This is a genomic window from Massilia sp. YIM B02769 (genome assembly GCF_030411995.1).
Classification (GTDB): domain Bacteria; phylum Pseudomonadota; class Gammaproteobacteria; order Burkholderiales; family Burkholderiaceae_D; genus Telluria.
Genome location: NZ_JASNRC010000013.1, coordinates 104,901 through 123,574, shown reverse-complemented (window position 1 = coordinate 123,574; position 18,674 = coordinate 104,901). Strand labels below are relative to the sequence as shown.

General features: G+C 62.1%; 14 protein-coding genes. 4 read left to right on the top strand and 10 right to left on the bottom strand.

What is annotated here, in order from left to right; all coding sequences use genetic code 11:
• Positions 1–80 precede the first annotated feature (80 nt).
• From preA to QPK31_RS20665, 4 genes are all read right to left on the bottom strand, one after another.
• On the bottom strand, positions 81–1,430 hold the full coding sequence (preA, locus tag QPK31_RS20680; protein ID WP_290424773.1) for an NAD-dependent dihydropyrimidine dehydrogenase subunit PreA: 1,350 nt from the start codon (positions 1,428–1,430) through the stop codon (positions 81–83).
• The gene (locus tag QPK31_RS20675) at positions 1,418–2,788 is read right to left on the bottom strand and encodes an NAD(P)-dependent oxidoreductase (protein WP_290424772.1); all 1,371 of its coding nucleotides are present in this window, start codon (positions 2,786–2,788) and stop codon (positions 1,418–1,420) included. The genes preA and QPK31_RS20675 overlap by 13 nt, the downstream gene beginning before the upstream one ends.
• A gap of 183 nt (positions 2,789–2,971) precedes the next feature.
• Positions 2,972–4,474 (bottom strand): CoA-acylating methylmalonate-semialdehyde dehydrogenase, encoded by a 1,503-nt coding sequence (locus tag QPK31_RS20670; RefSeq protein ID WP_290424771.1) that lies wholly within the window; start codon positions 4,472–4,474, stop codon positions 2,972–2,974.
• Positions 4,475–4,486: 12 nt separating this feature from the next.
• On the bottom strand, positions 4,487–5,803 hold the full coding sequence (locus QPK31_RS20665; protein WP_290424770.1) for an aspartate aminotransferase family protein: 1,317 nt from the start codon (positions 5,801–5,803) through the stop codon (positions 4,487–4,489).
• Between the two features lie 332 nt (positions 5,804–6,135).
• Between QPK31_RS20665 and QPK31_RS20660 the strand changes: the two genes are divergently transcribed.
• The 4 genes from QPK31_RS20660 to QPK31_RS20645 all read left to right on the top strand — a co-directional run bounded on the left by QPK31_RS20660 (position 6,136) and on the right by QPK31_RS20645 (position 8,722).
• Complete coding sequence (locus tag QPK31_RS20660) at positions 6,136–6,711, top strand: GNAT family N-acetyltransferase (protein WP_290424769.1); 576 nt, start codon at positions 6,136–6,138, stop codon at positions 6,709–6,711.
• A 96-nt stretch (positions 6,712–6,807) separates the two neighbouring features.
• Entirely contained in the window at positions 6,808–7,059 is a 252-nt protein-coding gene (locus tag QPK31_RS20655) for a hypothetical protein (protein ID WP_290424768.1), read from the top strand.
• Between the two features lie 2 nt (positions 7,060–7,061).
• The gene (locus QPK31_RS20650; RefSeq protein ID WP_290424767.1) at positions 7,062–7,952 is read left to right on the top strand and encodes a sensor histidine kinase; all 891 of its coding nucleotides are present in this window, start codon (positions 7,062–7,064) and stop codon (positions 7,950–7,952) included.
• Complete coding sequence (locus tag QPK31_RS20645; protein WP_290424766.1) at positions 7,952–8,722, top strand: LytTR family DNA-binding domain-containing protein; 771 nt, start codon at positions 7,952–7,954, stop codon at positions 8,720–8,722. The genes QPK31_RS20650 and QPK31_RS20645 overlap by 1 nt, the downstream gene beginning before the upstream one ends.
• A gap of 173 nt (positions 8,723–8,895) precedes the next feature.
• Here the strand turns inward: QPK31_RS20645 and QPK31_RS20640 are convergent, their stop codons facing one another.
• From QPK31_RS20640 to QPK31_RS20615, 6 genes are all read right to left on the bottom strand, one after another.
• Entirely contained in the window at positions 8,896–9,672 is a 777-nt protein-coding gene (locus tag QPK31_RS20640) for a hypothetical protein (RefSeq protein ID WP_290424765.1), read from the bottom strand.
• Positions 9,669–11,048: a hypothetical protein gene (locus QPK31_RS20635; protein WP_290424764.1), complete on the bottom strand. Its 1,380-nt coding sequence runs from the start codon at positions 11,046–11,048 to the stop codon at positions 9,669–9,671. The genes QPK31_RS20640 and QPK31_RS20635 overlap by 4 nt, the downstream gene beginning before the upstream one ends.
• Before the next feature lie 52 nt (positions 11,049–11,100).
• Complete coding sequence (locus tag QPK31_RS20630) at positions 11,101–14,019, bottom strand: type VI secretion system Vgr family protein (RefSeq protein WP_290424763.1); 2,919 nt, start codon at positions 14,017–14,019, stop codon at positions 11,101–11,103.
• A gap of 316 nt (positions 14,020–14,335) precedes the next feature.
• The gene (locus QPK31_RS20625; protein ID WP_290424762.1) at positions 14,336–14,740 is read right to left on the bottom strand and encodes a cytidine deaminase; all 405 of its coding nucleotides are present in this window, start codon (positions 14,738–14,740) and stop codon (positions 14,336–14,338) included.
• Positions 14,737–16,071 (bottom strand): thymidine phosphorylase, encoded by a 1,335-nt coding sequence (gene deoA / locus QPK31_RS20620; protein ID WP_290424761.1) that lies wholly within the window; start codon positions 16,069–16,071, stop codon positions 14,737–14,739. Before deoA ends, QPK31_RS20625 begins: the two co-directional genes overlap by 4 nt.
• Before the next feature lie 214 nt (positions 16,072–16,285).
• The gene (locus tag QPK31_RS20615; RefSeq protein ID WP_374045829.1) at positions 16,286–18,664 is read right to left on the bottom strand and encodes an aldehyde dehydrogenase family protein; all 2,379 of its coding nucleotides are present in this window, start codon (positions 18,662–18,664) and stop codon (positions 16,286–16,288) included.
• Positions 18,665–18,674 lie beyond the last annotated feature (10 nt).

Sequence of the window (18,674 nt, the reverse complement as noted above, 5' to 3'; positions counted from 1 at the left end):
TTGCGGTGGGTGCAAGCGAGTGTAGCGCAAATGCTCATGGCGACCTCAGGGTGCGAGCCGGCCCCGGCCCGCATCCCCGTTCATGCAGGCAGCGCGGCCAGCGCGGCGCTTCCGTCGGTGGCGGCCGTCGCCACCACAGGCGCCGCGGATGACGGCGGCAGGTTCTCGGCACGCGGATTGCGCGGGTCCTGGGTCCAGTTCATGTAGGGCTGGGTGGCTGGCTGCAGCACCATGGTGATGCAGGCCTCCACCGGACAGGTGATCTCGCACAGGTTGCAGCCCACGCACTCGGAGCGGATCACTTCATAGCGGCGCGCACCGTTCTCCGCCACCAGCTGGGCGATGGCCTGGTGCGAGGTGTCTTCGCAGGCCACGAAGCATTTGCCGCACTTGATGCACTTGTCCTGGTCGATGTCGGCAATCACCTGGTAGTTCATGTCCAGGTACTTCCAGTCCGTGGTGTTCGGCACCGCCTTGCGCGAGAACGCCGCGATGTTGGCATAGCCCTGCGTATCCATCCAGCGCGCCAGGCCGTCCTTCATCTCGTCCACGATGCGGAAGCCATGCAGCATCGCCGCCGTGCACACCTGCACGCAGCCGGCGCCAAGGGCGATGAACTCGGCGGCGTCGCGCCAGTTGCCGATGCCGCCGATGCCGGAGATCGGCAGCCTGCTGGTCGCCGGGTCGCGCGCGATCTCGGCCACCATGTTCAGGGCGATGGGCTTGACCGCCGAGCCGCAATAGCCGCCGTGGGTGCTGGCGCCGCCGACGATCGGGTAAGCGACCATGCGGTCGAGGTCGAGGTGGGTGATCGAATTGACGGTGTTGATCAGCGAGACCGCATCCGCCCCGCCAGCGAGTGCCGCGCGGGCCGGTGCCCGCACGTCGGTGATGTTCGGCGTCAGCTTGACGATCACGGGCAGGCGCGTGTGCTTCTTGCACCAGGCTGTGACCATCTGCACGTACTCGGGCACCTGGCCGACGGCCGCGCCCATGCCGCGTTCGGGCATGCCGTGCGGGCAGCCGAAGTTCAGCTCGATGCCGTCGGCGCCGGTGGCTTCCACCAGCGGCAGGATCGCGGCCCAGGGCGCTTCCTCGCAGGGCAGCATCAGCGATACGATCATGGCGCGGTCGGGCCAGGCCTTCTTCACCGCCGTGATTTCGCGCAGGTTGATCTCCAGGCTGCGGTCGGTGATCAACTCGATGTTGTTGAAGCCGATGACTTCGCGATTCTTGCCGTAGTGGGCCGAGTAGCGCGAAGACACGTTCACGGCCGGCGGGTCTTCGCCCAAGGTCTTCCAGACCACCCCGCCCCACCCCGCCTCGAAGGCGCGCACCACGTTATAGGCCTTGTCGGTCGGCGGCGCCGAGGCCAGCCAGAAGGGATTCGGCGACTTGATGCCGCAAAAGTCGATGCTCAGGTCGGCCATGCTGCCCCCGCTTGGAAGTCGTTATGAATGGCCAGCGCGGCCAGCTTGCCGTGCTGGACCGCCTGCACCGTCAGGTTCTGGCCGAGCGCCACGCAGTCGCCGCCGGCGTAGATGCCGGGCACGCCGGTGCGCAGGACGGCATCGACTTCGATGCGCTCGCCCTCGCGCCACAGGGTTTGCGCGAACTGGTCGGATGCGGGCGGCGCCTCGATGGCCTGGCCGATGGCCTTGAACACGGCGTCGGCGGCGATGTCGATGAAGGCGCCGGTGCGCGCCAGGCGGCCATCGTCGATGCGGGTTTCCTCGAAGCGCATGCCGGCCACGCGGCCGGCATCGTCCAGCAGCACTTCCAGCGGCGCAGCCCAGGTGCGGATGCGCACGCCGTTCAGCTTGGCGATCTCGATTTCGTGGCCGGTGGCGCTCATGGCCTCGAAGCCGCGGCGATAGACCAGGGTGACTTCGTCGGCGCCGAGGCGCTTGATCTGCACCGTCATGTCGATGGCCGTGTTGCCGGCGCCGACCACGATGGCGCGGCGCGGCACTGGCAGGCGAGAAAGATCGTCGGCCTGGCGCAGCGCGGCGATGTAGTCGGTGGCGGCCAGCAGGCCGGGGGCATCTTCGCCCGTCAGGCCGAGGCGGCGGCTGGCGCCCAGGCCGAGGCCGAGGAAGACGGCGTCGAAGCGGGTGTGCAGGTCGCGCAGTTGCAGGTTGTCGCCGAGGGCCTGGCCGTACTGGATGTCGATGCCGCCGACCGAGAGCAGGAAGTCGACTTCCTGCTGGGCGAATTCGCCCGGGAGCTTGTACTTGGCGATGCCGTATTCGTTCAGGCCGCCGGCCTTGGGTCTGGCTTCGAACACCACCACGTCGTGGCCGAGCATGGCCAGGCGGTGCGCGCAGGACAGGCCGGCGGGGCCGGCGCCGACCACGGCGACCGTCTTGCCGCTCGATGGTGCGCGGGTGAAGGGATGGGCAGTGAAGCCGGCATTGTCGATGGCGTGGCGCTGCAGCAGGCCGATTTTGACCGGTTCGCGCTCGGCGTAGTGGTTGCGCACGCAGGCGTCTTCGCACAGGATTTCGGTGGGACAAACGCGGGCGCAACTGCCGCCGAAGATGTTCTGCTTCAGGATGCCGACAGCGGCGCCGGTGACGTTCTGGTCGTGGATGTTGCGGATGAAGCTGGCCACGTCGATGCCGGTCGGGCAGGCCCGGGTGCAGGGGGCATCGTAGCAGTACAGGCAGCGCGCGGCCTCGATGGCAGCCTGGCGCGCGGTGAGCGGGGGCGCCAGGTCGGTGAACTGCGCCGCGAGTGCGCCGTGGGAGTCGGCTGCCGGCGGCAGGTGCTGGAGAGTCTCGATCATGTGCATCCCTTCTTGTTGTAAGGTGAAATGCTGGTGTTCGAACTGCTGGTGCTGGTGTTGCTTATGCGTTCTTTCGTAGGGTGGGTTCTCGAACCCACCGGTCGTGCTCGGGCACATCGGCCATCCGACGTGGGACCGCGTAATGAAGCGGTACATCGGTGGGTACGAGTACCCACCCTACGTTTACTTCATCTGCGGGAACGCGAATTCGGCGCCGGCACTCGCCGTGTTCGGCCAGCGCTGCATCACGGCTTTATGACGCGTGTAGAAACGCACGCCTTCCGGCCCGTAGGCGTGGTGATCGCCGAACATGCTGCGCTTCCAGCCACCGAAGCTGTTGAAGGCCATCGGCACCGGCAGAGGCACGTTCACGCCGACCATCCCCACCTGGATCTGGCGTACGAATTCGCGTGCCACGCCGCCATCGCGCGTGAACACGGCCACGCCGTTGCCGTACTCGTTGGCGTTGATCAGCTCCACCGCGCTGCCCACGTCGGGCAAGCGCACCACGCACAGCACCGGCCCGAAAATCTCTTCTTTATAAATGCTCATCGACGGCTGGACGTGGTCGAACAAGGTGCCGCCGACAAAGAAGCCGTTTTCAAAACCTTCGACCTTGTGGCCGCGGCCATCCACCACCAGCGTGGCGCCCTGCTCCACGCCTTCGCCGATCAAACGTTCGATGCGCTGGCGCGCCGCCTGCGTGACCACCGGCCCCATCTCCATGCCCGCGCTCATGCCCTCGCCGATTTTCAACGACGATGTACGCTCGGCCAGCGCCGCCACCAGCTTGTCGCCGGCGTCGCCAATCGCCACAGCCACCGAGATCGCCATGCAGCGCTCGCCGGCCGAACCGTAGGCCGCGCCGATCAAGGCATCGACCGCCATGTCCATGTCGGCGTCCGGCATGACCACCATGTGGTTCTTGGCGCCGCCCAGGGCCTGCACGCGCTTGCCGTTGGCGCTGCCTCGCGCGTAGATGTACTCGGCAATCGGCGTCGAGCCGACAAAGCTGATCGCCTGCACTTCCGGGTTGTCGAGCAGCGCATCGACCGCCGTTTTATCTCCCTGCACCACGTTGAACACGCCATCCGGCAGCCCGGCTTCCTTCAGCAGGCGCGCATGCAGCAGCGACGGCGACGGGTCGCGTTCCGATGGCTTCAGCACGAAGGTATTCCCGCAGGCGAGCGCCACCGGGAACATCCACATCGGCACCATCACCGGGAAGTTGAACGGCGTGATACCGGCCACCACGCCGAGCGGCTGGCGCATCGACCAAGCGTCGATGCCGCGTGCGATCTGGTCGGTGAATTCGCCCTTCAGCAGTTGCGGGATGCCGCAGGCGAATTCGACCACCTCGATGCCGCGTGCGACTTCGCCCTGGGCGTCGCTGAAGGTCTTGCCGTGCTCGCGCGTGATCATGGCCGCGAATTCGTCGGTATGCTGCTGGCACAGCTGCAGGTACTTGAACAGGATGCGCGAACGCGCCAGCGGCGGCGTGGCCGACCAGGCCGGGAAGGCGGCGGAGGCTGCGAACACGGCGGCATTGACTTCGTCCACGCCGCCCAGGGTCACGCGCGCGCAGGGTTCGCCCAGCGCAGGGTTGAACACGTCGGCATAGCGCTCGCCGGCGCTGTCGACTACGTGGCCGCCGATGAAGTGGCCAATAACATCAAGGTGATTCATGGTTTGTCTCTTCTAGTCCAGGTTTTTCAGTACGTTGGCCAGCTTGCCGAACAGGTCGTCGATGTGCTGTTTCTCGAGGATGAGGGGCGGCGACAGGGCAATGATATCGCCCGTGGTCCGGATCAGGATGCCGTCAGCAAAGGCCTTCTTGAGCGCCTGGAAGGCGCGCGCGCCGGGCTTGCCCGGAATCGGTTCGAGCTCGATGCCGGCAATCAGTCCGATGGTGCGCAAATCGATCACGTGCGGCAGGTCCTTCAAGGAGTGCACCGCGTCTTCCCAGTAAGGCTGGATGCCCCGTGCGTGTTCGAGGATCTGCTGTTCCTTGAAGACTTCGAGCGTGGCCAGCGACGCGGCGCAGGCCACCGGGTGGCCCGAATAGGTGTAGCCGTGGAACAGCTCGATGCCGGCCGGCGCATCCAGGAAGGCGTCGTGGATGTGTTTTTTGCTGAACACGGCGCCCATCGGGATCACACCGTTGGTCAGGCCCTTCGCGGTGGTCATCATGTCCGGCTCGACCTCGAAATAGTCGGCGGCAAACGGCGTGGTCAGGCGGCCGAAGCCGGTGATCACTTCATCGAAGATCAACAGGATGCCGTGCTTGTCGCAGATCTGGCGCAGCTTCTTCAGGTAACCCTTGGGCGGCACCAGCACGCCGGTGGAACCGGACACCGGCTCGACGATGACGGCGGCAATGGTGGAGGCGTCGTGCAGGGTGACCAGGCGTTCGAGTTCGTCGGCCAGCTCGGCGCCGAAGTCCGGCTCGCCGCGCGAAAAGGCGTTCTTGAGCAGGTTGTGCGTGTGCGGCAGGTGGTCGACGCCCGGCAGCAGCGGCCCGAAGGCCTTGCGGTTCGGACCGATGCCGCCCACCGACAGGCCGCCAAAGCCAACGCCATGGTAGCCGCGCTCGCGCCCGATCAGCCGGGTACGCCCGCCCTCGCCGCGCGCCTTGTGGTAGGCCAGCGCGATCTTCAGGGCGGTGTCGACCGCCTCGGAACCGGAGTTGGTGTAGAAGACGTGGCCGAACTTGTGGCCCGTGTAGTCCATCAGCTTCTCGGCCAGGTCGAAGGCGGCCGGGTGGCCCATCTGGAAGGTGGGCGCGAAGTCGAGTTGGCCGATCATCTCGCGCACGGCGCTGACGATCCTCGGCTGGGCATGGCCGCAGGGGACGCACCAGAGGCCGGCGGTGCCGTCGAGGATCTGGTTGCCATCGACGTCCTTGTAGTACATGCCTTCGGCCGATACCAGCAGGCGCGGGTCGGACTTGAAGTCGCGGTTGTTCGTGAATGGCATCCAGAATGCGGACATCGATTCGGGTCTGGCTTCGTTCATGCAGGCTCTCCCTTGTTTGCAGCCCTATGGCGGACCGTCAGTCAAAACAATGATGCAAAACGATGAGGCGTCATAGCAATGTGCGCGACCGCGACCGGAAAGTAAAGGCGGCGGCGCCAGACCCGGTAACGCCATGCATGCAGCGTTGCAAACATGCAAAAGAGTCAACCGATCCGTTAATATAAACGCAGCCCGTGAACTCGTCATATGAAATCGGATATATGCGAAGTCAGCAGCGGTAACTGGACAATGCTAGTGCACTTGACTATGTGTTCGTAACAGAATGCCAAGGTGTTTGATCTAGCGCAAACCATTTAGCTTCGGAGACCCCCATGCCACCCATCCTGCGTACTGCCCGCCTGGTCCTGCGCCCGTTCGAGCGCGGTGACGCCGCGGACCTGCTGCGCGTGTTCGCCGACGCCGAGGTGGTGTGCTACTGGTCGAGCGGCGCCTGGACTGACATCGCCCAGGCCGAGGCCATGATTGCGGAAGCGCAGCAAGCCTACCTGGACGGCGGCCTGTACCGCTATGCGATCGCGCTGGCCGACACCAACCGGCTGATCGGCATCTGCAACCTGCGCGGCCACTTCGAACAGAACCGGCGCTGCGAACTCGGCTACGCCCTGGGACGCGCGCACTGGGGCCAGGGCTACGCGGGCGAAGCGCTCGAAGCCCTGCTCGAACATGCCTTCCATGTGCTCGACATCAACCGCATCGAAGCCGACATCGACCCGCGCAACGCGGCCTCGGCGCGGCTGCTGGAAAAGCTTGGCTTTCGGCAGGAAGGCTATATGCCGGAACGCTGGATCGTCCATGGCGAAAAGGCGGATACGGCGTTCTATGGCCTGCTCAGGCGCTACTGGGACGAACGTGCGGCCGCCCATTCGTCGGCCCACGCTACCGGTTAAGCCATGAATTCGGCCATTCGTCGCCCAGCTATCGCGCGGACGCGGCCGTGGTTTTAGAGTGCACCCATCCGAACTTCTTTTGACAGGAGCAGTCGCATGAAAACCACCACCTTCCGCCGCTTTGCCGCCGACCTCGAAGACGCCGCCGAAGCCTGCCTGCGCACCCTGCGCGGCGGCCTGCGCACCTTCTCGGCCCTGCCCTGGCCCGCCCTGCTGCTGGCGGCCGTGCTGGTGGCCTGCGCGATCACCGTCATTCCGCTGGCCCTGATGCTGTTTGCGACCTTCCTGGCCGTGAAATATGCTGTATTGGCGATTAACGACGACAAGAAAACCCCCATCGAGGACTGAACGTGCAGGCAAGCCAGATCAACCGGGCCCTCGACTTCATGCGCGAAGCCATCAGGGAAGCGAGCAAACTGTGGTGGGAGTTCTTCGACTGGCTGGCCGTGGTCGAATGGCGCCAGCTGTATCTCACGTGGTTCCTCGCGGTCGTGTTTTTCGTCATCGTGAACACGCCCGAGCCGGCCTTCTGGTATGTCTTCATTTCCTTCGGCGTGAAGGTGCTGGCCGGCGGCAAGCGCCGCGCCGAACTGGTGGCGCGCGACGCCACCCTGAAGGCCGACGTCGCCACCCTCGAGCGGCGCCTGACCGAGGCGCAGATGGCCGCGCTCCAGGCGCAAGTGGAGCCGCACTTCCTGTTCAACACCCTGGCCCTGATCGGCCGCCTGATCGAAACCGACCCGCCGGAAGCGGCCAAGGTGCATGCGCACCTGATCGCCTACCTGCGCTCGGCGCTGCCGCAGATGCGTTCCTCGGGCGGCGCCACGCTCGGCAAGCAGCTGGAATTGTCGAAAGCCTATCTCGCCATCATGCAGGCACGCATGAAGGAGCGCCTGGCGGTGCGCTTCGAAGTGCCCGATTTCCTCGGCAGCGCGCCCTTCCCGCCGATGATGTTGCAGACCCTGATCGAGAACGCCATCAAGCATGGCCTCGAACCGAAGATCGCCGGCGGCACCATACTCGTGCGGGCACGGGTCGATGGCGCGACGCTGGTTGTGGACGTGTGCGACGACGGCGTCGGCATCGACCTGCATGCGGATGAAGGTGTGGGCCTGGCGAATATCCGCGAACGCCTGCAACTGCTGTATGGCGCCCAGGCCGAGCTGGTGATCGAGGCGCCCATCAGCGGCGGCGCCTGCGCCTCGGTGCGCATTCCCTACAAGATGATGGAGGACGCGTGATGGCTCAAGTTACCACAGCGCTGATTGCGGACGATGAGGAGCCGATGCGCGAGCAGCTGCGTGCGCGTCTGCTCGAAGTCTGGCCCGATTTGCAGATCATGGCCATGGCATCGAATGGCGTGGAAGCCGTGGAAATGGCCACGCGCTTCAAGCCGCAGATCGTGTTTCTCGATATCCGCATGCCCGGAATGGGCGGTATCGAGGCGGCGCGCCAGCTGTACGACCGCTGCCACATCGTGTTCGTCACGGCGTATGACCAATATGCGGTGGACGCGTTCGAGCAGGGGGCGATCGATTATTTGCTCAAGCCGGTGACTGCCGAGCGGCTGGTAACGACCTGCGAACGGCTGCGTCGTCGCCTGTCGCAGGCGCCGCAGGATATCGGGGCGCAGCTGGCGCAGTTGGGCAGTTTGCTGCAGCAGCAGGGGTCACAACCGAAACGGAGTTACCTGCGCTGGATTCAAGCGCAAGTGGGCAGCAATCTGCGCATGATCAGCACGCGCGAGATTCTGTTTTTCCAGTCGGACGAAAAGTACACGCGGGTGCAGACGGCGACGGCCGAGCTGTTGATCCGCAAGACGCTCAAGGAGCTGGCGGATGAACTGGATCCGGATGAGTTCTGGCGGATTCACCGTTCAACGCTGGTGCGCGTGGATGCGATTGCCGAGGTGTCGCGCGATATGCGGGGGCGGCAGATGCTGAGGGTAAGGAATTATCCGAATGAGCTGGAGGTGAGCAGGAATCATTCGCATTTGTTTCAGCAGATGTGAGCCGAAGCAAAGAAAGTTTTCTTATACCACTTGAGATCTAACGTTAGGAGTTCCCAGAACATAGTGGCAGTGTGACAATCGCTATCGAAACCGATCCGCCCGCACGGATACACTTCCGTCAAAGCTAGCTTGGAGTCGCTTTTCTCTTATAAATGCCGAGGCCGATCTGGCAACTACGGGGACGCATTACTGACAAGGTCGACATAAACCTCCTTGCCCCTCTCCCTCCTTATTCGAGCTGGATAAAAATAAAATGTTAAATACGCACGAGCTGCAAGCCCGATGCTCATCCAACTAACCGGAAGCATTGCCACAATCAAAAAACTATGTACAAATGGGAGATTCGTAACTCCTCCCACAGTATCCATCACTGGAATGAGCGCAAGTGCCAGCGCCATAAAAAGCACGAAATATCTAGCCGGCGGCATTTGCTCAAATTTACATTTTCTCTCAAGCAAAAAATCATCTACATTCCGCATATAGTATACAGCTTCAGAATCTTCAACGTAAATCATCGATCGCATTTCCACATTGTTGAAAATACGTCTGTATATTTTAGTAAATCGTCGGCACCACAATACGTGGCTTGCGATGTATATACACAGGACGAAAAGTTTTATCCAATAAGCGGCATTGCTGTACAGCATCAGCGCCAGGCATGGAACTATTGCAAGAAATGAGATACATCCAAGACATAATAGTGAAGCCCCATAATAACTTGTCTCCCAACCCCAATTCAGAATGAATGCCATCAAGGCTAATATCAAAGAGATTACAAAAATAGAAACCAAAAAAAGCACAATAAGATTTTTTGAAAACGGAACAGCTGGAGCCGCACCATAGGCCAAGGGTAGGCTGAGTAAAATTAAAAAGCTTGACGTGAATGCGCTGAAGATTGCGAACCTTGACGGCCTCAAGAAAGCGGGGTTGATTTCATCAAGATTCCTCAAAATGGCACCTCCTCAAAATCCCACAATAATTTCCCTTTTAGATAGTTCCAATGATATTCGACGCTTCGCCTCATTCGTGCAGCCAACACACCAGAGAGGCCATCTTGGTTTGATTCGCCACCTATCATTTTTCCCAATTTTTTGTCCAATACATCTACGCCATAGTTAACTGCAACGCCAACACCCACCGTAATTGCACCTATCGCGACAACAGACAAGCTTGCGCCTACGAAAAACATAATGAACATGACTATGCACGCGACTATTGCAACGACTAAAATGGCACTAAAGATCGCTTTGAACAGGCTCATTAGCAAAGCGGATGCCAAATCGTAACCATCTTTGGTAACATCCCCCTTCCACTCAGCCATTGCAGTTGCACTGCCAAAAATGAAGCTTACGAGTGCGTTACCTTTAAAAGTCCCTAAAACCCCTTTCGCCGTTGCGTTGAACAAGCTTCCACCCTTGCCCGCGCCACAAAAAATACTGGTTATGCGGTCATGACCAGAACCAAAGCCACCTGGACCAAAAACCGTATTGTATTTGCTGTAGCCAGAAAAATAATATCGGACCTGCCCTCTTACGTAATGAACCTTTGCTGTTACAAGCTTAAATCCATCTTTCGTCTTCCCATCAAGACTAGCTTTCAACCACTCCCAATTGTCTTTTGCATATGCACCAGCACCAGCTAGCTGGCCCAACAGCCAGTTGCGGGTTGCAATATTGAATGGATCGAACTCCGCAACTCCCGATTTTCCTCCTCCACTTTTAAGGGTCTCCCATATATCTTCCGGAATGCCTTTCAGATCGCCGTTTACCACACATACTATTGCACATCCGTCTTCGACTGGCGCTGAGATTGGGCGCGCAGTCTCTACAGAAGACATTGATTGCCCTGTTTTTTTCGCTTTCTCACCCGGCTTTGGCGATTGCAATTCGGACGAATTAGCAGAAGAACCCAGAGCAACGATAATCGGCACAGGTTTAATTGAAGGATCGCGTCCGTACTGCTGAGCATCTAGTTGTTGCGGTTCGAACTTCATCATGACCTGCCCCGACGACTTCAAGAGAAATTCGCCTTTGAAATCTCTTGATATCCATAAATGCAACCGCTCACCATCATTAAATAAAATTCCAGCGCCTCCTCTGCCAGCAATAAGTTTTTTCGCGTCTGCATGATAAAAGTCCGACCCGGTTGATTCGACTGTATATTTCTTACCTTTACCCAAATTCATTTCCAAGATGACGTCGCGATGTTTTCGCAAGATGACCGTAAGCTTATCGCTTGATCGCCAGCATTGAACCTGCTCACCTGGCAAATCGATACATGTTTGCTGAGACCGCGAAGGCTGTGTTGATTGCTTTCCATTCGCCATGGGTTATCTCCTAATAGCTGTTCCAATTAGAATTATTCAATAGATGGGTTGGCTATCTACGTCGTGGCTGCTTCGCCCTAAATGGTCCTAGTGGAACTTTCTTGAGGGTCGCCTTTCCACTGCTATCCAACATCGAAGTTTTTTCTGTCCCATCCGAAAATTTGAAGAAAATCGGCTCATCACTTAGAACATTCCCATCGGCGTCAATATATTCGATTTCCAAATCGCGCTTTATATTCAGCTCTCTAACTTTCATTGCTATTTGAACGCTAGACATACTGGTCGGTCCGGCCAGTTCTTTTTTACTTGCTTTGAAATCAACCTTGCCCGGCGCATGTACTTCGATATTCCCACCTTCCAGCCTGATGTACGCACCCTGCGCTGTCATCAACACATGCTTTTTTGGCGCGCTAACTACAGCCGTGCTAGCAACACTAGCGACGGTTATTGTCTTATCTGCGACAATTGAGGTTTTTCCTGATTGACTCTGATTGCTTAACTTTCCGCTAGCAGCATGTAGCTGGAGACCTGTCTCCTGGGTAGCCTTTGTTTTATTTTGAGCTTTCCCATAGCTGAATAGACTAATTCCCTCCATCACATCTGTAGACGCATTCCCTTGCGCTGCCAGGTTGATGTCTTGACCAGCACTCATGCTTGCGGTGGTACCACTAGCCAGCACCGCATGGTGCCGGGTATTCACAACGATGCCGGCAGGACTCGACAACTGTAGATAAGGCTCGCTGTATGCGGCGATGTTTCCATGTCCAACGGCGTCCTCGGCCATAGATGCAAGCACCTCCAGGCTATGGTCTATCTCTTTCAACGCCGGTAACGCCGCCGCATCCGCCGCCCCCTTCATCTTCGCGACATGCTTTTGCGCCTGCGTCGCCAGCCCCAGCTGCAACTGACCACTCGCCTCAATCTGCGTCTGCGCCTCGCGCGAATCGAGCTGATTACCACTGTCGCCATCGCGCCCATCGCAAGACAGCAGCATCCCCTGCCCCGCCCGAAGCGCAGCACTATGCTCGCTCTTCAACTCCGAACCGAACCCCACGACGTCCAGTCGCCCGTTATCGCTCTGGTGCCGCAAATGCCCCAGGTTCAGCTCCGCCGAACCGTCATGCGCCTTGCCATGCCGCTGTAATACAACCCGCGGCTGCGCCGCGCTGTCGTCGAACACCAGCTGGTTGTAGGCGCCTTTCCCGCTCTGGCTGTCCTGCATCGCCTGCGATTTGAACCCCGACAGCACCGCCGGATGCGCATGTGCGCCGCCTTCGCTCGGGAACCACGCAGGCGCATTGCCCGTCACCGCCCCCGCTCCATACGCCATGCTGTTGTGCTGCGCATCCACCTGCCCGCGCCCGTTGTACAGGCACCCGATCACCACCGGCCGGTCGATATCGCCTCCCAGGAAATCGACCAGCACTTCCTGGCCCACGCGCGGCACCATGTTGCTGCCCCAGTTCGCGCCCGCGAGCGGGGTCATCACGCGCACCCAGGTGCCGGCCATGTCGTTGCCGGGCGCACCGGTGTGACGACCGGGATACGGATGCGCCATACGGCTATGGCTGGCATCTCCGCGCTGCCAGTGAAACTGGACCTTGATGCGATGATCGCGATCGGTATGCGCCACTGCTCCAGACGGTCCTATCACGATCGCCGTCTGCTGCCCACGCACCGTCGGACGCGGATGCAGGAGCTGGCCGTGCGCATCGACGCCGCTCCTGCGGTAAGGAATACTGGCCAGCAAGGCATCGAAGCGATTCCGGTAGATAGGCCGCTCAGCGCTCCCCTCGCCGGCACCGCGCATGCCGGCCTCGGCATCGAGCGCCGCCGCAACCGCGCCAATTCCCAGCAAGCCATGCACGCTGCCGCGCACTTCGGCCGACAGATTGTTGTGCATCAGGTGCACGACACGCGTGATGGCAAAGCGGCGGTCGGCATCGGTGCGTGCTTCGTCGAAGCGGGCATGACCGTGCAGCGAAAACGTGGTGCCGGGGGCAAAGGTACGCACCGTCCCGGCGCCCACATGCACCTGGTGCGTGGCTTCCAGCGCCTCGATCTGCCTAGTGACGATACGCTGGCCATGCTCGCGGTCGGCCCAGGCATACACGCCCGGCGCGTCGCGGCTGTTCAGGCTGACGTCGCCCCCCACGCCCGCGGCCATTACCTGGCGCTGGCACACGTTGCGGTAATCCCAGCTGCCCATCTCGACGGCATCCGTGCGCAGGCGCGACTCGGTACGCCAGCGGTCGATGCTGTCGGCACGCATTACGGCGCCTGGCTTGGTGAAATCCACCGCCGACTGTACGTTCGGCTGGAAGACGCCGTTATGGTCGGCAATCACCATCGTATGGCAGCCGAGCGCCGCATTGCCACGGTCGCCCTCGTGCTCGAAAAAGTAAAACAGGCCTTCCTCGTGCATCAGGCGCTCGGCAAAGGCAAGATCGCTCTCCTGATACTGTGTCGTCAGGCTGCGTTGCGGATAGATCCTGCGGTCGGCGATCTCGTAGCGCCACGCTGGCATGAGCCTGGATCGTCCTTGGTAGCCCGCGAAGACAGCATCGAGGATGTCGAACACGGTCATGTCCTGGAAGACCCGGCTATCGCGGCCCAGCCCGAGGAAGACGCTCCAGGGTTGCAGCGTAAGGTGGTAGCGGGCCAGCCCGCCGTTGGCGCCGCTGATCTGCGCCGCCGTGATATGCCCATGGAAGGGTCGCAGCGCATCGCGGCTGCTGGCGGTCATCAGTTGCAACAAGGCGGGCTGACCGACCAGGGACTTCAGCGGCAAGTGCGCGTCCTCGCACAGGGCGTCGATCCGGAAAGTGAAGCCTTGGCTCATCCCCTCCTCGCCGCGCACGTATTCAGCCAGCAGTTGCTCACCGAGCGGCGTCGCCAGCCTGATCAAACGCGTATCCTGCGTATAGCGGCTGAGCGACGCGAGCAGACCAGAAACGGGGTGTTGCGGCATGGGCGACCTCCTTGAGATGCAGGCCGCATGCGCCGACGAGAATGTGCGGAACAGCAACCTGAACCCAGCGATTACACGCCGAGTTCAGGCGTCAACCCTTGCTCAGGATCAGATCAATTGCCACTGCAACATAGATTGCTACACCGTGCAGTGTGCTCCCGACAGCCGCTTAAGCCATTTGTGAAAGCATCTTTAAGAAAAATCCGACCGACAAAATAAAAGCGCTGCTCCGCTTTCGCGTGCAGCGCTTGTCTGGAGGAAAGCAGCATGCGCAAGGCGCACGCCGCTCACCGCGATCGAGACTTGACAACCCGACTCAGCAGCCCAGGTCCCAGCCACCGAAGGCGTTCGGCAACTGCTCGGCCGCCGTGGTTTCCAGGATGTCGCCCTTCAGGTTGGTCAACACCACAGGCAGCGCGTTGCCGCCCAGCTCGAGCACGACCTGGCGGCAGGCGCCGCATGGCGCGATCGGGCCGTCGGTCTGGCCGATCACGGCCAGGGCCGTGAAGTCGCCCGGCTTGTAGCCATGGGCGATCGCCGAGAAGAACGCGGTGCGCTCGGCGCAGTTGCACAGGCCATACGACGCGTTTTCGACGTTACAGCCGCGGAAGATGCGGCCGTCCTTGCACTCCAGGGCGGCGCCGACCTTGAAGTTCGAATACGGCGTGTAGGCCAGCTCGCGCGCGGCGCGGGCTTCTTCGATGAGTTTGTCGTACTTCATGCGTCTTGTTCTGGACGGATGGTGCGGTGGATCATCGGCTGGGCCGCCGGTTTCTCGGCGCCGATCTGGTAGGCTGCCTGCACCTGGCGCACGGCCTGCTCGGCTGCTGCCTGGGTACGCGCATGCACGGTCGCCAGCGGCTGGCCGACGTCGATCTTGTCGCCGAGTTCCACCAAGCCGGTGAGACCAACAGCGAAGTCGATCGCATCCTGCGGACGCACACGGCCGCCGCCCAGGGCGACGACTGCCAGGCCCAGGCCACGGGTGTCGACCGAGCTGGCGTAACCGGCTTCCAGGGCCGGCACCGGCACGATGACCGGTGCGGTTTCCAGGTAGGCGTCGGGCTTGTCCATCAGGTCGGCCGGGCCGCCGAGGGCGGTGACCATGCGTGCGAAGCGTTCGGCGGCTTCGCCCGAATCCAGCGCAGCCTGCAGCTTGGCGCGTGCCTCGGCGTCGTTGGCGGCCAGGCCGGAAATCACCAGCATCTCGGCGCACAGGGCCATCGTCACTTCGTGCAGGCGCGCCGGGCGCGATTTACCCGTCAGGTAGTCGATGGCGACGCGCACTTCGACGGCGTTACCGGCGGCGTGGCACAGCGACTCGTCCATGCCGGTGAGGATGGCCGAGGTGCGGGTGCCGGCGCCGTTGCCGACCTTGACGATGCTCTCGGCGAGTTCCAGCGATTTTTCCGGGGTCGGCATGAAGGCGCCGCTGCCGACTTTCACGTCCATCACCAGGGCGTCGAGGCCGGCCGACAGCTTCTTGGAGAGGATCGAGCCGGTGATCATGGCCACCGATTCCACGGTCGCCGTGGTGTCGCGGATGCTGTAGAAGCGCTTGTCGGCCGGGGCCAGCTGGGCGGTCTGGCCGATGATGGCGACGCCGACTTCCTTCACCACCTTGCGGAACAGTTCCGGGTCGGGCACGGTGCTGTAGCCGGGGATCGAATCGAATTTATCCAGGGTGCCGCCGGTGTGGCCCAGGCCGCGGCCCGAGATCATCGGTACGAAGCCGCCGCAGGCGGCGATCATCGGGCCCAGCATGAGCGAGACCACGTCGCCGACGCCGCCGGTCGAGTGCTTGTCGACCACCGGGCCTGGGAGGTTCATCGATTTCCATTCCAGGACCTGGCCGGAGTCGCGCATCGCCAGGGTAAAGGCAACGCGTTCGTCCATGCTCATGTCGTTGAAGTAGACGGCCATCGCGAGCGCCGCGATCTGGCCTTCGGTGACGCTGCCGTCAGGGATGCCGCGTACGAAAAACTGGATTTCTTCCGCGGTCAGGGTGCCGCCGTCGCGCTTCTTGCGGACGATTTCTTGGGGGAGGAACATGGGATGTTCGCCTCTCTAAATCAAATAGTTCAAATGACGCAATCATTAGGACCGCGCCGGAAAACGACGTAGGGTGGGCGCTCCGTGCCCACGCGTAAACGCTGATCATTGTTGGCCCGCTTTTCAACAAGCCAACACTGTTCATACGTCACGCGTGGGCACGGGGCGCCCACCCTACCCGTCACGCGCTAACGCAACGGTCTTTCATGCCATCTTAAACGCCGTAAGGAATCCAGACGTTCTTGACCTGGCTCGCGTGCTGCAGCACCGCGCGGCCGCAGGCCTGCTTCGCATCGAACCAGTCGCGGCCCTTGCCGCCGCCGACCCAGGTGCGCTTCAGCGTTTCGCTTGATAAGCGCTCGACTTCGGCGCAGCCTTCCGCCGAGCCGTCGTGACGCCACACCGCGTCGATGTCACCGTGCGTGGCCAGTGTACGCGCCAGTTCGTCGGCCGAACCGGTGACGATGTTCAGCGCGCCGCCCGGCAGGTCCGAGGTGTCCAGCACCTGGTACAAATCGGTCGCCGACAGTGGATGCGCTTCCGACGGCACCGCGATCACGCGGTTACCCAGGGCCAGCGCCGGCGCTACCAGCGAGATGAAGCCCAGCAGCGGGTTCTCGTTCGGGCAGACGATGCCGATCACGCCGACCGGTTCGTTCAGCGCCACGGTGATGCCGTGCATCGGCGGCTGGTGAGCCTGGCCGTCGTACTTGTCGGCCCATGCGGCCCAGTAGAACAGGCGCTCGATCGAGGCCTGCACTTCGCGTGCGGCGTCTTTCGAACCGGTCTGCGCGGCGATACGCTGGGCGAATTCGTCGGCGCGGATCGCCAGGTTCTCGGCGATGTAGTACAGCACCTGGGCGCGGTTGTGCGCGGTGGCCTTCGACCAGCCGGCCGCCTTGTGCGCCGCTTCCACTGCGTTGCGGATGTCCTTGCGGCTGCCTTCGCCGATGTCGGCCAGGAAGCTGCCATCGGCGCCGTGGATGGCGCGGCTGTAGGCGCCGTCAGGGCGGGCCTGCTTGCCGCCGATGTAGAGCTTGGCGGTGCGGTCGACGGCGAACGGGCTGTCGCCGGCTGCCGGCTTGGCGGCGGCTTTCGCGGCCACCACGGGTGCGGCCGGGCGTGCATCTTCCGACAGCGCGGTCAGGTACTCGTACATGCCCTCCTTGCCGCCTTCGCGGCCGAAGCCCGATTCCTTGTAGCCGCCGAAGCCGCAAGCGGCGTCGAACTGGTTCGCGGTGTTGATCCACACCACGCCGGCCTTGATCTGCGGCGCCACGTCCAGCGCCAGCGAGATCGATTCCGACCACACGCAGGCGGCCAGGCCGTACACGGTGTTGTTGGCCAGTTGAACGGCTTCGCCCGGGGTGCGGAAGCTCATGGCGACCAGCACCGGCCCGAAGATTTCGGTCTGGGCCACGGCGGCCGAGGTCGAGGCGCCGGTGATCAGGGTCGGCAAGTACCACGAGCCGGCTTCCGGCGCTTCGCAGGCCGGCTGCCAGATCTCGCAGCCTTCGGCGCGGGCGGCTTCCACCAGGCCGTGGATGCGCTGCTGCTGCACCGGGTCGACCAGGGCGCCGATGTCGTTCGATTTATCCAGCGGCGAGCCGACGCGCAGGTTCTGCATCCGCGCCTTGACCTTGGCGATGAAGCGGTCGTACACCGATTCCTGCACCAGCAGGCGCGAACCGGCGCAGCACACCTGCCCCTGGTTGAACCAGATCGAGTCGACCAGGCCTTCGACCGCGGCATCCAGGTCGGCGTCGTCGAACACGATGAAGGGCGATTTGCCGCCCAGTTCCAGCGACAGTTTCTTGCCGCTGCCGGCGGTGGCCTTCCTGATGATGCGGCCGACTTCGGTCGAGCCGGTAAAGGCCAGCTTGTCGATGCCAGGGTGGTTCACGATGGCTTCGCCCACGCGGCCGTCGCCGGTGACGATGTTGACCACGCCGGCCGGCACGCCAGCCTGCTGGCAGATCTCGGCGAACAGCAGGGCCGTCAGCGAGGTGAACTCGGCCGGCTTGAACACGACCGTGTTACCGGCGGCCAGGGCCGGGGCGATTTTCCATGCCAGCATCAGGACCGGGAAGTTCCACGGCACGATCTGGCCGACCACGCCCACGGCGCGGTAGTCGGCGAATTCTTCGGCCTGCAGCGCGGCCCAGCCGGCGTGGTGGTAGAAGTGGCGTGCGGCCAAAGGCAGGTCGGCATCGCGGGTCTCGCGGATGGTCTTGCCGTTGTCCAGGGTTTCGAGCACGGCGAACAGGCGCGAATGCTTTTGCAGCAGGCGCGCGATCGCGTACATGACTTTCGCGCGGCCGTGGCCGCCCATGGCCACCCAGCCCGGCTGGGCGCGGCGTGCGGCGGCAACGGCGCGCTCGACGTCGTCGTTCGTCGCTTGCGTGACCTGCGCCAGTTCCACGCCATCGGCCGGATTGGTCGAGGCAAAGGTGTCGGCAGCTTCAGTCCACTCGTTGTCGATGAAGAGGCCGAAACGGCGTCCATGCTGGTCCAGCCACGCTTGTGCTTCCTTGGTGCTTTCTGGTGCGGGGCCGTAATCCATAGTTTGCAGAATCTCTTTAATTGTTGGCATGACGTATCCG

Bases quoted from the DNA above. Each gene is read 5' to 3' on its own strand.
- preA (WP_290424773.1), bottom strand. From the start codon at position 1,430: ATGGCCGACCTGAGCATCGACTTTTGCGGCATCAAGTCGCCGAATCCC.
- QPK31_RS20675 (WP_290424772.1), bottom strand. From the start codon at position 2,788: ATGATCGAGACTCTCCAGCACCTGCCGCCGGCAGCCGACTCCCACGGC.
- QPK31_RS20670 (WP_290424771.1), bottom strand. From the start codon at position 4,474: ATGAATCACCTTGATGTTATTGGCCACTTCATCGGCGGCCACGTAGTC.
- QPK31_RS20665 (WP_290424770.1), bottom strand. From the start codon at position 5,803: ATGAACGAAGCCAGACCCGAATCGATGTCCGCATTCTGGATGCCATTC.
- QPK31_RS20660 (WP_290424769.1), top strand. From the start codon at position 6,136: ATGCCACCCATCCTGCGTACTGCCCGCCTGGTCCTGCGCCCGTTCGAG.
- QPK31_RS20655 (WP_290424768.1), top strand. From the start codon at position 6,808: ATGAAAACCACCACCTTCCGCCGCTTTGCCGCCGACCTCGAAGACGCC.
- QPK31_RS20645 (WP_290424766.1), top strand. From the start codon at position 7,952: ATGGCTCAAGTTACCACAGCGCTGATTGCGGACGATGAGGAGCCGATG.
- QPK31_RS20635 (WP_290424764.1), bottom strand. From the start codon at position 11,048: ATGGCGAATGGAAAGCAATCAACACAGCCTTCGCGGTCTCAGCAAACA.
- QPK31_RS20630 (WP_290424763.1), bottom strand. From the start codon at position 14,019: ATGCCGCAACACCCCGTTTCTGGTCTGCTCGCGTCGCTCAGCCGCTAT.
- QPK31_RS20625 (WP_290424762.1), bottom strand. From the start codon at position 14,740: ATGAAGTACGACAAACTCATCGAAGAAGCCCGCGCCGCGCGCGAGCTG.
- deoA (WP_290424761.1), bottom strand. From the start codon at position 16,071: ATGTTCCTCCCCCAAGAAATCGTCCGCAAGAAGCGCGACGGCGGCACC.
- QPK31_RS20615 (WP_374045829.1), bottom strand. From the start codon at position 18,664: ATGCCAACAATTAAAGAGATTCTGCAAACTATGGATTACGGCCCCGCA.